Source organism: Staphylococcus chromogenes (assembly GCF_029024625.1).
GTDB lineage: Bacteria > Bacillota > Bacilli > Staphylococcales > Staphylococcaceae > Staphylococcus > Staphylococcus chromogenes.
Window position 1 is genome coordinate 664766 of record NZ_CP118953.1, and the last position, 15239, is coordinate 680004.

9 protein-coding genes, 6 tRNA genes and 3 rRNA genes are annotated in these 15239 nt (G+C 40.0%); all 18 read left to right on the top strand.

Annotation, left to right across the window (positions count from 1 at the left end; translation table 11 throughout):
• Positions 1–97: 97 nt before the first annotated feature.
• The 18 genes from PYW36_RS03060 to rocF all read left to right on the top strand — a co-directional run bounded on the left by PYW36_RS03060 (position 98) and on the right by rocF (position 15146).
• A complete protein-coding gene (locus PYW36_RS03060; RefSeq protein ID WP_037574691.1) occupies positions 98–601 on the top strand; it encodes a metal-dependent hydrolase in 504 nt (167 codons plus the stop codon).
• 50 nt (positions 602–651) lie between these two features.
• Positions 652–1842 (top strand): UTP--glucose-1-phosphate uridylyltransferase, encoded by a 1191-nt coding sequence (locus tag PYW36_RS03065; protein ID WP_037574688.1) that lies wholly within the window; start codon positions 652–654, stop codon positions 1840–1842.
• A 10-nt stretch (positions 1843–1852) separates the two neighbouring features.
• On the top strand, positions 1853–2539 hold the full coding sequence (gene trhA, locus PYW36_RS03070) for a PAQR family membrane homeostasis protein TrhA (RefSeq protein ID WP_103159482.1): 687 nt from the start codon (positions 1853–1855) through the stop codon (positions 2537–2539).
• 9 nt (positions 2540–2548) lie between these two features.
• Positions 2549–2749 (top strand): hypothetical protein, encoded by a 201-nt coding sequence (locus tag PYW36_RS03075; protein WP_037574682.1) that lies wholly within the window; start codon positions 2549–2551, stop codon positions 2747–2749.
• A 102-nt stretch (positions 2750–2851) separates the two neighbouring features.
• On the top strand, positions 2852–4186 hold the full coding sequence (sdrM, locus tag PYW36_RS03080; protein ID WP_103159481.1) for a multidrug efflux MFS transporter SdrM: 1335 nt from the start codon (positions 2852–2854) through the stop codon (positions 4184–4186).
• Between the two features lie 40 nt (positions 4187–4226).
• The gene (locus PYW36_RS03085; protein ID WP_037574677.1) at positions 4227–4694 is read left to right on the top strand and encodes a SepA family multidrug efflux transporter; all 468 of its coding nucleotides are present in this window, start codon (positions 4227–4229) and stop codon (positions 4692–4694) included.
• Between the two features lie 345 nt (positions 4695–5039).
• A complete protein-coding gene (locus tag PYW36_RS03090; protein WP_103159480.1) occupies positions 5040–6476 on the top strand; it encodes an MDR family MFS transporter in 1437 nt (478 codons plus the stop codon).
• Between the two features lie 92 nt (positions 6477–6568).
• On the top strand, positions 6569–7633 hold the full coding sequence (locus tag PYW36_RS03095; protein WP_037574671.1) for an Mrp/NBP35 family ATP-binding protein: 1065 nt from the start codon (positions 6569–6571) through the stop codon (positions 7631–7633).
• Positions 7634–8279: 646 nt separating this feature from the next.
• Positions 8280–9829: ribosomal RNA gene (locus tag PYW36_RS03100) — 16S ribosomal RNA — on the top strand.
• Between the two features lie 278 nt (positions 9830–10107).
• A 23S ribosomal RNA gene (locus tag PYW36_RS03105) occupies positions 10108–13034 on the top strand.
• Between the two features lie 115 nt (positions 13035–13149).
• A 5S ribosomal RNA gene (gene rrf / locus PYW36_RS03110) occupies positions 13150–13264 on the top strand.
• The 16S, 23S and 5S rRNA genes sit together here with 6 tRNA genes alongside, the layout of an rRNA operon.
• A 10-nt stretch (positions 13265–13274) precedes the next feature.
• Positions 13275–13349, top strand: a tRNA-Asn gene (locus PYW36_RS03115).
• A 1-nt stretch (position 13350) separates the two neighbouring features.
• Positions 13351–13422 (top strand) — tRNA-Glu (locus PYW36_RS03120).
• Positions 13423–13428: 6 nt separating this feature from the next.
• Positions 13429–13504, top strand: a tRNA-Val gene (locus PYW36_RS03125).
• Between the two features lie 17 nt (positions 13505–13521).
• A tRNA-Tyr gene (locus PYW36_RS03130) sits at positions 13522–13605 on the top strand.
• A gap of 6 nt (positions 13606–13611) precedes the next feature.
• Positions 13612–13686 (top strand) — tRNA-Gln (locus tag PYW36_RS03135).
• A 3-nt stretch (positions 13687–13689) separates the two neighbouring features.
• Positions 13690–13762 (top strand) — tRNA-Lys (locus PYW36_RS03140).
• 478 nt (positions 13763–14240) lie between these two features.
• Positions 14241–15146: an arginase gene (rocF, locus tag PYW36_RS03145; protein ID WP_103159225.1), complete on the top strand. Its 906-nt coding sequence runs from the start codon at positions 14241–14243 to the stop codon at positions 15144–15146.
• The last annotated feature ends 93 nt before the right edge of the window (positions 15147–15239 follow it).

Genomic DNA, 15239 nt, shown 5'->3' on the forward strand with positions numbered 1-15239 from the left:
ATGTGTCATACTATTAAAAGCGAAAATACGTTCGTATTTAATGGAGAATTGTGATATACTATGAGCATATTTTATATAAGTTTGAAAGGAGTCTAAAATGACAGGAAAGACGCATTCTTCTGCAGGATTGCTCATCGGGTCGATGGTAGCTACACATTATCAATTAGATCTATTTGAATCTGTGACAGCTATTGTAATTGCGGGTCTTGCGAGCATTCTTCCAGACATCTGTCATTCACGAAGTATAATCAGTCAACGATTAAAATTGATAAACTTTATTATCAAACATTTGTTTGGCCATCGTACTTTTACACATTCTATTTTATTTATATTTATATGTTATTATTTATTAACCTTAATTCAAACACCAATTTACTACATGATTAGCATTATTTGTGGTATGCTTTCACATGTAATATTAGATATGTTGACTCCTAGAGGTGTCCGCTTATTATTTCCATTACCAGTGCGTGTTCGCTTTCCCATTCAATTTAAAACAGGCGGTCTTTTAGATGTATCTTTAGCTTCGGCTTTTAGTATTTTGACGGTATACATATTATTTGAAGCGCCGATTAAGCGTATTCTTACGACATGGATTTAATCATTGTATTCACGTTGTTCGCACATTAGAATCAAAGGAGCGTATCACAAATGCTTGAGAAAAATAAATTAGAAAAATATAATCAACAACACTTACTAGAATATGAAAAGTTAATGAGTCAGAAAGAAAAAGAAAGACTAAATGACAGTTTGCAATCTTTGGATTTAGCAGAAATTCAAAAACTATATGAAGATGTTTACGTTAATCGTCAGACCATTCGAGACGTTTCTTCTATTCAAGAAGTAATTTATACACGTAAAACAGACCTCAACGAAGACGAAATTGCAATGTATGAGCAAAAAGGGTTAGAGGCACTTCGCCAACATCAATTTGCAGTTTTATTAATGGCAGGAGGGCAAGGCACAAGACTTGGGTATAAAGGTCCTAAAGGCTCTTTTAAAATTGAAGGGGTTAGCTTGTTTGAACTTCAAGCAAGACAACTCATACGTTTATATGAACAAATTGGGACGTACATTGATTGGTACATCATGACAAGTGATATTAACGATGAAGAAACGCGACAATTTTTTAAAGATGAAAACTACTTTGGATATGACCCTGAGCATATTTATTTTTATAAGCAAGATACTGTCGTGGCTCTAAATGAAAAGGGACAACTTATCTTTAACAAAAACGCGCAAATCATGGAAACACCTAATGGTAATGGAGGCGTTTTTAAATCATTAAAAAAAGCAGGTTTACTCGAGCAAATGATTACGCGTGGTAATCGATTTATTTTTATGAATAATATCGATAATGTTCTCGTAAAAGTATTAGACCCCGTTTTTGCAGGTTTCACTGTCCACTTTGATAAGGATGTCACGTCTAAATCCATACAGCCTAAGCATGGCGAAAGTGTAGGGCGACTTGTGAGCCACGAAGAGAAAGATACAGTGCTTGAATATTCGGAATTAGACCCTGAAGTTGCAAATCAATTTGATAATGCTAATATCGGGATTCATGCCTTTAAAACCGAATTCATTCAAAATGTAGTGGAGGAGCCATTACCGTATCATTTGGCCATTAAGCAATTAGAACAATTAGACGAAGATTTTGGTATAGTAAAACAACCCACCCTTAAATTTGAGCTTTTTTATTTTGATATTTTCAAATACGCAAACTCATTTATTACGTTGCAAGTTCCACGTGAAGAAGAGTTTAGCCCACTCAAAAATAGAGAAGGCAACGACAGTGTTGAAACCGCAACGAATGATTTGAAACGAATGAATATAATTGAATAGAGGTGGCGAAATGTCACATTCGCAAGGCACAAAAGCAAAAAAGACGAAATCGAACGCTTTTAAAGATATCAACCCCCTGTCTTTTGGGGAGGAAATTGGAAATGCCGTTTCTCATGGATTTGCTGCTTTACTCATGTTGCTTGCACTTCCATATGCTGCTGTTTACAGTTATATCACTCAAGGTGTAACCATGGCGGTTAGTGTTTCAGTATTTGTAATCAGTTTGTTTTTAATGTTTATCTCTTCAACGGTATATCATACGATGCAACAAGCTTCTTCGCACAAATATGTACTCCGGATTATAGATCATAGTATGATTTATGTGGCAATTTCTGGGAGTTACACACCAGTGTCCCTTGTCCTAGTCGGTGGATGGTTAGGGTGGACCGTCATGATATTACTGTGGGTCATTACGATTTTAGGAATTTTATATAAATCCATCGCCACACACGTTAACCCTAAATTAAGTTTATTTATTTACTTATTTATGGGATGGGTCGGTGTGATATATTTCCCAATTATCTTAAAAGAGCAGGCTTGGTTATTTTTACTTTTTATCGTGCTCGGTGGTGTAGCCTATACGATAGGTGCATGGTTTTATGCTCAAAAAAATAGACCTTATTTCCATATGATTTGGCACATTTTTATCTTTATCGCATCAATTTTTCATTTTATTGCGATTGTTTATTTTATGTAGGTGATAATGATGAAGTTATCCAATTATAAATTAATCATGTTTGCTTTAGTAGTATTGTTACTCTTTCAATTTTACTTTGCGTTTTATTATCTCCTTGGTGAAGGTGCATCAAATGGTTCCCCAATTATGGGACTTTTATCTTTGATTTTAGCTTTTATCGTCATTGCGATAATGTTGTCAATACGACACTATTTTAAAAAGCATAAATAAGACAAAAACGAATCTCTCTGTATTTATCGGGGTGGTTCGTTTTTATTACTTTAAAAATTATCATATAGTTATAGATGAATAGAAAAAAGGTGGACGCAAAAAATGAAAATTAAACAGATAAATATTATCGTGTCGCTAGTATTAATTATGTTTATGTCAGCTATAGAGACGACAATTGTGGCAATTGCCTTACCTACGATGAGAAAAGCTTTACAACCAGATGCCTCCATCGCCCTTGTTTTTACGATATATTTTGTGGGTATTGTGACTGCGATTCCCGTGATTAGTGAGATGATGTCTCGTATCAAAGTACGTATGATTACGCTCATTGGTTTGTGCTTTTTTATAGGCGGAAGTTTACTTGCTGGGTTGAGTGGCAATTTTGAATTATTGCTACTTGCCCGTTTCATTCAAGGAATCGGTGCAGGTGTTAATATGTCGCTCGCTCAAATTGTCCCAAAATTAGCTTTTGAAATTCCATTTCGATATAAAGTTATGGGAATTGTAGGCAGTGTTTGGGGAATTTCAAGTATTATAGGTCCATTTATTGGCGGAGTGATTTTAGAGTGGACTACGTGGCATTGGTTATTTTTTATCAACGTACCCATTGGATTAGTCGCGATGATTTTAGTGGTTTTAAGCTATCATTTTGACAACGAAACAATTCAAAAACACCCCGTTGATTTCAAAGGTATCTTAGGGTTTTATTTCGTTATAGCGTTGTTCATGCTTTTAGTTTCAACTTTTAAACTTCAATGGATTTATTTAGTGGGTATCGCACTTTTTCTAATCAGTGGTTGGGGAATGATTCAATATTTTAAAAGACAGTCACGTCCATTTATTGCACTTAAAGAATTTACGCCAACGGTACGCTTAGCCTTTTTTACAGACTTGTTAATCGCGATGATTTTAATAGGCTTCAACGTCTTTATACCTTCCTATCTGCAAGATACGTTGAATTTAACACCCTTACAAAGTGGACTTGTCATTTTTCCATTATCCGTCGGTTGGTTAATTATCAATTTTACTTTAGACAAAATAGAAGCTCGGTTGTCATTGAAAATGTTATATATCAGTTTGTTGAGTATTTTACTTCTTGCAAGCTTAAGCGTGTTCTTTAATGTCATGCATCCTATTTTTATCGCGATAACCGTGTTCTTTGCGGGGATGAGTTTTGGAAGTGCCTATACTAAAGACAGTGTTTTAGTTCAGGAAAGCGTTTCAGCTGACCAAATGAAAAAAATGATGTCGTTATTTACGTTAACGCGTAATTTGGGAAATGCGATAGGTTCAGCAATTATGGGGACAGTTTATGGTCTGTCGATTGCAATTTTCCATTTTCCAATTCAACATGTGATGTTACTTACATTGGTTTTAATTATCATTTTAATCCTTTTATGGATTGTCAATGCTCGGCGAATAAATACCCATAATTAAATCTTGTATTTAAACAATTGTTAAATGAGGAGGCGTTGTAGTGAAAGGAAAATTTAATTTTGTTAATCTCATTACATTACTCGTCATTATTACAATATTTGTAATTTCAGGGGGTATTTTTTTAACTTTACTCGCTTTCGGCTTATTTGGGTTGAGTCGAATATTGATATATTTTCAATTAGCAGAGTTTACGTTTAACGAAGGTTTTTATGACAATCTATTTTACTATGGAAGTTACATTTTGTTAGGATATTTTCTTATCTATTGCATTGAGTATGTGATGGATATCTTGAAAAAGAAACTTTATCCAAACCCTTATTTACAAGGGATGACCTTCCATCTCATCACATATACACTCATTGTTTGTATGTTTTACTTTATTGTTCATATCCATTTTTCGCATATTCACATCGATTTTTGGGTGCTAATGATCATTATTGCTTTTCTATATTTGTGTAAGGAAATTTTTTATCCTGATTCTGAAGATTTATACCATCATCGAAAATAACTTTAATTGTCTATAAATGACGCTTCTTATTTTAAAGGTAAATGCCTACTTTAAAGAAGCGCTCATTTATAGCTTTTTTATATAGTATAATCAAAATTTTTGGTGATTATATTTTTGACGTGTAAACTAAAAATGATTCTATTTTTGAAAAGTATTTAGCTTTAAAACGAGTAAGATGTAAAGTCTAGTGACCATATATATGATGACCTATAGGGTTGTAACTGAATTTAATTAGTAAGTGAAATCCAAACTTTGAAAGAACTAGACGCTTTTAAAAAATGAATAGAATAATTGTTTTGTCAGAAGACGATGTTTCAAATATATGAAGAAAAGGGGAGAAGCAGGATGTCGGGGATTCAAGTGAAAAAAGAAGAACGTAACATTATTGTTGCGGTGATGTTGATTAGTGCGTTTACTGCAATTTTGAATCAAACGTTACTCAATACCGCATTACCAGATATTATGCGGGGATTAAATATTGATGAAAGTACCTCTCAATGGTTAGTCACAGGGTTTATGTTAGTGAATGGGATTATGATTCCACTCACGGCTTATTTTATGGACCGTATACAAACAAGAACACTTTATATGATTGCAATGGGGATATTTTTATTGGGTTCTATTATTGCAGCGCTCGCCCCAAATTTTGCCATTTTAATGACAGCTAGGGTAATACAAGCGATGGGCGCGGGGATTATCATGCCATTGAGCCAGTTTACAATGTTTAGCTTGTTTCCTAAAAATCAACGTGGCTTTGCCATGGGGCTCTCAGGGCTTGTCATTCAATTTGCGCCAGCGATTGGACCGACTTTATCAGGAGTTCTCGTCGATCACTTTTCATGGAGGGTTCCATTATTTGTGGTCGTTGCAGTCGCAATCATCGGTTACGTATTTGGTTTTAAATATATGAAAAACTTTAGTGAGATCAAACAAGTGAAATTAGATAAAGCCTCAGTCGTATTATCGACGTTAGGCTTTGGCCTTATGCTATATGCGTTTAGTATTGCGGGAACAGTCGGTTTTAGCAATATCATTGTCATCCTAAGTCTCATTATTAGTATTATCATTATTATTGTTTTCGTTACACGACAATTGTCTATTTCGAACCCTATTTTACGACTGGAAGCGTTTAAAAATCGTATATTCACATTAACGTCGATTGCATCAATGATTGCATTCACGTCTATGGTTGGACCTGCATTATTAATACCTATATACATTCAAAATGTATTGCATTTATCTGCGTTTCTATCAGGTCTTGTCATATTGCCAGGTGCCATTATTAATGGTGCGATGTCAGTCGTGACAGGGAAAATATATGACAAAGTAGGGGCACGTGTCTTAATTATTCCTGGTTTTACTTTGTTACTTATTACGACACTCATGCTAAGCCAGGTTACAGCGCACACCTCATTTACGTATGTCATTATCGTCTTTACGATTCGTTTATTCTCAATATCCTTTATTATGATGCCTCTTAATACAGCAGGGATTAACGCACTTGATAATGATATGGTTTCTCATGGTACAGCAATAATGAATGCATTACGTACTATTGCAGGTTCAATGGGAACAGCAATTATGGTGACGGTTATGGCAATTGGAACAAAATTATATCAACCAGATCCATCAGTGAGTGCACAAATGATTCCGAGAGAAGCTATGGCATATGGTGTAGAACTGGCATTTTACCTCGCTTCCGGAATTATCTTTTTGGGCTTGATTTTAAGTCTATTTATTCATGATCGTTCGAAAAAGAAGAAAAACTTATCTGTAAGATAAGAGTTTGTAAATAATTTAAAGCAATAACCTTATTTTGTAACGACAAATTTGGTAAAATAAAAGCAAATTGTGCAATAAAGGAGATGGCGGAAGTGTTAACAGAAGTGCAAGTTAAACAAATAGTAGGTGAAATTATTGATCCTTCAGTTAATGTTCCATTAAAAGAAACAGATGGAATTTTAGAAGTTTCTATAAAAGAAGAAAAAGAACATGTCAGTGTAAAAGTGGCAATGGCTCAATTAGGTGGCCAACAGCAATTAGATTTACAAATGGCAATTGTAGAAAAGCTTAAAGAAAATGGAGCAAAAACAGTAGGAATTCGTTTTGAAGCATTACCTGAAGATAAAGCTAAACAATTTCAAAGCTCAAACAATAATCAGCAACAAACAATTGAAGAGTTTTTAGCAAAAGGGAATGACTTGGAATTTATAGCGATTGCTTCTGGTAAAGGGGGCGTCGGTAAATCTACTGTTGCGGTTAACTTAGCGGTTGCTTTAGCGCGCGCTGGTAAACGTGTAGGATTAATTGATGCAGATATTTATGGTTTTAGTGTGCCTGACATGATGGGTATAGATAATAAACCAGGCATAGAAGGTAAAACTGTAGTCCCCGTAGAGCGTCACGGCGTAAAAGTAATTTCAATGGCATTTTTTGTAGAAGAAAACGCGCCCGTTATTTGGCGTGGACCAATGCTTGGTAAAATGTTGACAAATTTCTTCACTGATGTGAAATGGGGCGAACTTGACTATTTAATTCTAGATTTACCACCGGGCACAGGGGACGTCGCTCTAGATGTTCATACAATGTTGCCTTCAAGTAAGGAAATTATTGTGACGACCCCACACCCAACAGCTGCTTTTGTTGCTGCACGTGCAGGAGCTATGGCAAAGCACACTGAACATAGTATTTTAGGTGTCATTGAAAACATGTCATATTTTGAAAGTAAAGAAACAGGAAATAAAGAATATATATTTGGACAAGGTGGCGGCCAAAAGCTAGCTGAGGAACTTCATACGGACTTGTTAGGACAACTTCCATTAGCGCAACCTTCATGGAAACCAACAGACTTTTCACCTTCTGTATATCAACCAGAAGATGAACTAGGTCAAATCTATTTAGATATGGCTCAAAAAATTATCAACAAAACTGAAAAATAAATAACGATTGAGAGTTTGGAAAATAGAGCCAACCCTTAATTTAGAAGGCCATCAAAATTTACTTTAAGATAAATTTTGATGGCTATTTTAGTACTCCTTAAGCGTTTATACCTGCGTCAGTAAGAGCGATTTTATAACTTGATCTTATGGACGAATGATAATATAAAACGCTTCTTTTTATGTAGGTGTACGTAAGACACGCCTTTATGTGTAAATAAAGAGTTAAAAGTGTAAATAAAAACCTTGATATTCTTCATAAACATGATAGAATATTTTCTTGTGAGTGATAACACACACATATCTAACGAAAAAGTTAAAGTAAAAAAGTAGAAAAAACTTGTTGACTTTATACAGTTGAGTTGATATGATATAAAAGTCGCTGAAAACGACAGCAAACATTTAATAAAAAAGATTTCGAAAGTGTAAAATTTACTGTTGAAATCACGAAATGAATGTTTTAAACTTATAAAAGTCTTGTAAATAACTTGTAAAGAACATTAAGTTGTGATAAGATATTCGAGACAAAAATGAACATTGAAAACTGAATGACAATATGTCAACGTTAATTCCAATAATTTTGAGTACGTAACGTACTTTCTAGAGTGATTGGCTGAACCAATCAACGAGCTATATCAAGCTTACTTCTTTTATGGAGAGTTTGATCCTGGCTCAGGATGAACGCTGGCGGCGTGCCTAATACATGCAAGTCGAGCGAACTGACGAGGAGCTTGCTCCTTTGACGTTAGCGGCGGACGGGTGAGTAACACGTGGGTAACCTACCTATAAGACTGGAATAACTCCGGGAAACCGGGGCTAATGCCGGATAACATATCGAACCGCATGGTTCGATAGTGAAAGACGGTCTTGCTGTCACTTATAGATGGACCCGCGCCGTATTAGCTAGTTGGTGAGGTAACGGCTCACCAAGGCGACGATACGTAGCCGACCTGAGAGGGTGATCGGCCACACTGGAACTGAGACACGGTCCAGACTCCTACGGGAGGCAGCAGTAGGGAATCTTCCGCAATGGGCGAAAGCCTGACGGAGCAACGCCGCGTGAGTGATGAAGGTCTTCGGATCGTAAAGCTCTGTTGTTAGGGAAGAACAAATGTGTAAGTAACTGTGCACATCTTGACGGTACCTAACCAGAAAGCCACGGCTAACTACGTGCCAGCAGCCGCGGTAATACGTAGGTGGCAAGCGTTATCCGAATTATTGGGCGTAAAGCGCGCGTAGGCGGTTTTTTAAGTCTGATGTGAAAGCCCACGGCTCAACCGTGGAGGGTCATTGGAAACTGGAAAACTTGAGTGCAGAAGAGGAAAGTGGAATTCCATGTGTAGCGGTGAAATGCGCAGAGATATGGAGGAACACCAGTGGCGAAGGCGGCTTTCTGGTCTGTAACTGACGCTGATGTGCGAAAGCGTGGGGATCAAACAGGATTAGATACCCTGGTAGTCCACGCCGTAAACGATGAGTGCTAAGTGTTAGGGGGTTTCCGCCCCTTAGTGCTGCAGCTAACGCATTAAGCACTCCGCCTGGGGAGTACGGTCGCAAGACTGAAACTCAAAGGAATTGACGGGGACCCGCACAAGCGGTGGAGCATGTGGTTTAATTCGAAGCAACGCGAAGAACCTTACCAAATCTTGACATCTTTTGACCACTCTAGAGATAGAGTTTTCCTCTTCGGAGGACAAAATGACAGGTGGTGCATGGTTGTCGTCAGCTCGTGTCGTGAGATGTTGGGTTAAGTCCCGCAACGAGCGCAACCCTTGAGCTTAGTTGCCATCATTAAGTTGGGCACTCTAAGTTGACTGCCGGTGACAAACCGGAGGAAGGTGGGGATGACGTCAAATCATCATGCCCCTTATGATTTGGGCTACACACGTGCTACAATGGACAATACAAAGGGCAGCGAAACCGCGAGGTCAAGCAAATCCCATAAAGTTGTTCTCAGTTCGGATTGTAGTCTGCAACTCGACTACATGAAGCTGGAATCGCTAGTAATCGTAGATCAGCATGCTACGGTGAATACGTTCCCGGGTCTTGTACACACCGCCCGTCACACCACGAGAGTTTGTAACACCCGAAGCCGGTGGAGTAACCATTTGGAGCTAGCCGTCGAAGGTGGGACAAATGATTGGGGTGAAGTCGTAACAAGGTAGCCGTATCGGAAGGTGCGGCTGGATCACCTCCTTTCTAAGGATAATATACGGAATATCGCTTTTAAGCGATAAGGAATAACGGAGACATATTGTATTCAGTTTTGAATGCTCATTTGAGGATTCAACATTGTACATTGAAAACTAGATAAGTAAGTATAGATTTTACCAAGCAAAACCGAGTGACAAGCGAAAAGCTTGAAACAAAAATTATCGCTAGTCGTCGACAGACGACTCACAATAATTAATAACTGGTGGATGTTGGTTATTGTTTAATTCGAAAGCCGAATGTAAACGATTGCCAAAACATCAAAAGATTAAGTTATTAAGGGCGCACGGTGGATGCCTTGGCACTAGAAGCCGATGAAGGACGTTACTAACGACGATATGCTTTGGGGAGCTGTAAGTAAGCTGTGATCCAGAGATTTCCGAATGGGGGAACCCAGCACGAGTTATGTCGTGTTATCCGCATGTGAATACATAGCATGTGAGAAGGTAGACCCGGAGAACTGAAACATCTTAGTACCCGGAGGAAGAGAAAGAAAAATCGATTCCCTGAGTAGCGGCGAGCGAAACGGGAAGAGCCCAAACCAACAAGCTTGCTTGTTGGGGTTGTAGGACACTCTGTACGGAGTTACAAAGGAACATGTTAGACGAATAACCTGGAAAGGTTAATCAGAGAAGGTAAAAATCCTGTAGTCGAAAACATCTTCCCTCCTGAGTGGATCCTGAGTACGGCGGAGCACGTGAAATTCCGTCGGAATCTGGGAGGACCATCTCCCAAGGCTAAATACTCTCTAGTGACCGATAGTGAACCAGTACCGTGAGGGAAAGGTGAAAAGTACCCCGGAAGGGGAGTGAAAGAGAACTTGAAACCGTGTGCTTACAAGTAGTCAGAGCCCGTTAATGGGTGATGGCGTGCCTTTTGTAGAATGAACCGGCGAGTTACGATCTGATGCAAGGTTAAGCAGAAAATGTGGAGCCGTAGCGAAAGCGAGTCTGAATAGGGCGAATGAGTATTTGGTCGTAGACCCGAAACCAGGTGATCTACCCTTGGTCAGGTTGAAGTTCAGGTAACACTGAATGGAGGACCGAACCGACTTACGTTGAAAAGTGAGCGGATGAACTGAGGGTAGCGGAGAAATTCCAATCGAACTTGGAGATAGCTGGTTCTCTCCGAAATAGCTTTAGGGCTAGCCTCAAGTGATGATTATTGGAGGTAGAGCACTGTTTGGACGAGGGGCCCCTCTCGGGTTACCGAATTCAGACAAACTCCGAATGCCAAATAATTTAACTTGGGAGTCAGAACATGGGTGATAAGGTCCGTGTTCGAAAGGGAAACAGCCCAGACCACCAGCTAAGGTCCCAAAATATATGTTAAGTGGAAAAGGATGTGGCGTTGCCCAGACAACTAGGATGTTGGCTTAGAAGCAGCCATCATTTAAAGAGTGCGTAATAGCTCACTAGTCGAGTGACACTGCGCCGAAAATGTACCGGGGCTAAACATATTACCGAAGCTGTGGATTGTCCTTTAGGACAATGGTAGGAGAGCGTTCTAAGGGCGTTGAAGCATGATCGCAAGGACATGTGGAGCGCTTAGAAGTGAGAATGCCGGTGTGAGTAGCGAAAGACGGGTGAGAATCCCGTCCACCGATTGACTAAGGTTTCCAGAGGAAGGCTCGTCCGCTCTGGGTTAGTCGGGTCCTAAGCTGAGGCCGACAGGCGTAGGCGATGGATAACAGGTTGATATTCCTGTACCACCATGATTCGTTTTAAGCGATGGGGGGACGCAGTAGGATAGGCGAAGCGTGCTGTTGGAGTGCACGTCCAAGCAGTAAGACTGAGTGTTAGGCAAATCCGGCACTCATTAAGGTCAAGCTGTGATGGGGAGAGGAAACATGTTTTCCTCGAGTCGTTGATTTCACACTGCCGAGAAAAGCCTCTAGCTAGAAGATTGGTGCCCGTACCGCAAACCGACACAGGTAGTCAAGATGAGAATTCTAAGGTGAGCGAGCGAACTCTCGTTAAGGAACTCGGCAAAATGACCCCGTAACTTCGGGAGAAGGGGTGCTCTTTGAGGTTCACGCTTCGAAGAGCCGCAGTGAATAGGCCCAAGCGACTGTTTATCAAAAACACAGGTCTCTGCTAAACCGTAAGGTGACGTATAGGGGCTGACGCCTGCCCGGTGCTGGAAGGTTAAGAGGAGTGGTTAGCATTAGCGAAGCTACGAATCGAAGCCCCAGTAAACGGCGGCCGTAACTATAACGGTCCTAAGGTAGCGAAATTCCTTGTCGGGTAAGTTCCGACCCGCACGAAAGGCGTAACGATTTGGGCACTGTCTCAACGAGAGACTCGGTGAAATCATAGTACCGGTGAAGATGCCGGTTACCCGCGACAGGACGGAAAGACCCCGTGGAGCTTTACTGTAGCCTGATATTGAAATTCGGTACAGTTTGTACAGGATAGGTAGGAGCCTTAGAAACGTGAGCGCTAGCTTACGTGGAGGCATTGGTGGGATACTACCCTAATTGTATTGGATTTCTAACCCGCAACTCTTATCGAGTTGGGAGACAGTGTCAGGCGGGCAGTTTGACTGGGGCGGTCGCCTCCTAAAGTGTAACGGAGGCGCTCAAAGGTTCCCTCAGAATGGTTGGAAATCATTCATAGAGTGTAAAGGCATAAGGGAGCTTGACTGCGAGACCTACAAGTCGAGCAGGGTCGAAAGACGGACTTAGTGATCCGGTGGTTCCGCATGGAAGGGCCATCGCTCAACGGATAAAAGCTACCCCGGGGATAACAGGCTTATCTCCCCCAAGAGTTCACATCGACGGGGAGGTTTGGCACCTCGATGTCGGCTCATCGCATCCTGGGGCTGTAGTCGGTCCCAAGGGTTGGGCTGTTCGCCCATTAAAGCGGTACGCGAGCTGGGTTCAGAACGTCGTGAGACAGTTCGGTCCCTATCCGTCGTGGGCGTAGGAAATTTGAGAGGCGCTGTCCTTAGTACGAGAGGACCGGGATGGAGATACCTCTGGTGTACCAGTTGTCGTGCCAACGGCATAGCTGGGTAGCTATGTATGGACGGGATAAGTGCTGAAAGCATCTAAGCATGAAGCCCCCCTCAAGATGAGATTTCCCAACTTCGGTTATAAGATCCCTCAAAGATGATGAGGTTAATAGGTTCGAGGTGGAAGCGTAGCGATACGTGGAGCTGACGAATACTAATCGATCGAAGACTTAATCAATTTAGTTCATAAGGTGATGCTTGTGAAACAATACTTACTATCTAGTTTTGAATGTATAAACATTCATTTTACGAAGTGAAAACGTATGCGAACGTTTGTCACGAAGTAAAAATTGTTTGGTGACAATAGCAAAGAGGTCACACCTGTTCCCATGCCGAACACAGAAGTTAAGCTCTTTAGCGCCGATGGTAGTCGGACTTACGTTCCGCGAGAGTAGGACGTTGCCAAGCATTTTATTAATCCACAGTAGCTCAGTGGTAGAGCTATCGGCTGTTAACCGATCGGTCGTAGGTTCGAGTCCTACCTGTGGAGCCATGGCCCCTTGGTCAAGCGGTTAAGACACCGCCCTTTCACGGCGGTAACACGGGTTCGAGTCCCGTAGGGGTCATTTTATGGAGAATTAGCTCAGCTGGGAGAGCATCTGCCTTACAAGCAGAGGGTCGGCGGTTCGAACCCGTCATTCTCCACCATTTTTGAATTACATATCGGAGGGGTAGCGAAGTGGCTAAACGCGGCGGACTGTAAATCCGCTCCTTCGGGTTCGGCAGTTCGAATCTGCCCCCCTCCACCATCTTATTGGGCTATAGCCAAGCGGTAAGGCAACGGACTTTGACTCCGTCACTCGCTGGTTCGAATCCAGCTAGCCCAGCCATAAGAGCCATTAGCTCAGTTGGTAGAGCATCTGACTTTTAATCAGAGGGTCAGAGGTTCGAATCCTCTATGGCTCACTCATTGATCCTATCTTCGGATAGGGTCTTTTTTTGGTTCTCTGTCAAACATGAAATTATTTATACATCAGTCCGATTTATTATAGAACCCTTTTTTGTTGCTTCTATACTTTTAACGGTGGGTGAGTTATTTACTCACCATTGTTTTGAATACTACAAAAGCGTACTAAGTAACAAAGTTTTGTCACTTAGCATGTTATATCTTCACCAACCGACGTTGCCCCCTTTTTATACAGCCAATTTCTCAAAAAATATTTAATGTATAAACATTGTATATTTTATACGTTACTAAAATGAATGAACACGAAAACATAGATATTCATTCAAAAAATGTCATATCAATAATTTTAAGCACACTTCCGCTATTTGACACACACTTGCGAATACAAAATGAAAGCTATATGATGATTTTAAGGCTTTAACACACGTGTGAGGGGAAAAGCGTGTCTTAATCTAAAATCACAAAGGGGTTATACATATGAATAAAACTATTGAAATTATTGGTGCACCTATAACATTTGGACAAAAAAAGCTAGGGGTTAATTTTGGACCTGATGCGATTCGCTATGCAGGGGCAGTGGAAAGGCTCAAAAGAATTGGGCACCGCGTCATTGACAGCGGAAATGTGCAAACACCAGAAATTGATTTAGAAAAATTTCACGCCCAACAAGAAGGTTTACAAAACTATGATGAAATTTTAGCATTTTCAAATGATTTAAAGGATAAAGTCTCAGATAGTATTAAAAATCAACATTTTCCGGTTATTTTAGGCGGTGATCATTCATTAGCGATTGGTTCTATTTCTGGAGTGAGTCAGCATTATAAAAATCTAGGAATTATTTGGTATGATGCACATGGGGATTTAAATTTACCTGAAGAATCTCCTTCAGGAAACGTTCATGGAATGCCTTTGCGTGTGCTTGCCGGTGAAGGTGAGGAGGCGCTTGTTCATTTAGGAGGGTTTGCACCTAAAGTAAAACCAGAAAATATTGTCTTAATTGGGATGCGCGATTTGGATTATGGGGAGCGCGCTTATATTAAGAAACATCAAATTAAAACGTATACGATGGCAGAAATCGATGAGATGGGTATTAAAAAGGTAATTCAAGAGACGATAGAATATCTGAAAGAACGTACAGATGGCATCCATTTGTCGTTAGATGTTGATGCATTAGATCCTGAAGAAACACCAGGAACAGGCACAAAAGTACTCGGGGGACTCACTTATCGTGAAAGTCATTTTGCATTGGAACAATTGCAAAAATCAGGGTTGGTTACTTCTATGGATTTAGTAGAGGTAAACCCTTTGTTGGATATAGGAAATAAAACTGCAGAGCAAGCTGTTGCATTATTAGGTTCATTCTTTGGTGAGAGTTTACTCTAATAATTTAACGTATTCAACCTATTAGACGTTTAACCGTTTAATAGGTGTTTTTTTATGTAAGAAAATGAATAGAACATTATTTTCATATATGAC

Coding starts and splice junctions, on each gene's coding strand:
- PYW36_RS03060 (WP_037574691.1), top strand. CDS start 98: ATGACAGGAAAGACGCATTCTTCTGCAGGATTGCTCATCGGGTCGATG.
- PYW36_RS03065 (WP_037574688.1), top strand. CDS start 652: ATGCTTGAGAAAAATAAATTAGAAAAATATAATCAACAACACTTACTA.
- trhA (WP_103159482.1), top strand. CDS start 1,853: ATGTCACATTCGCAAGGCACAAAAGCAAAAAAGACGAAATCGAACGCT.
- PYW36_RS03075 (WP_037574682.1), top strand. CDS start 2,549: ATGAAGTTATCCAATTATAAATTAATCATGTTTGCTTTAGTAGTATTG.
- sdrM (WP_103159481.1), top strand. CDS start 2,852: ATGAAAATTAAACAGATAAATATTATCGTGTCGCTAGTATTAATTATG.
- PYW36_RS03090 (WP_103159480.1), top strand. CDS start 5,040: ATGTCGGGGATTCAAGTGAAAAAAGAAGAACGTAACATTATTGTTGCG.
- rocF (WP_103159225.1), top strand. CDS start 14,241: ATGAATAAAACTATTGAAATTATTGGTGCACCTATAACATTTGGACAA.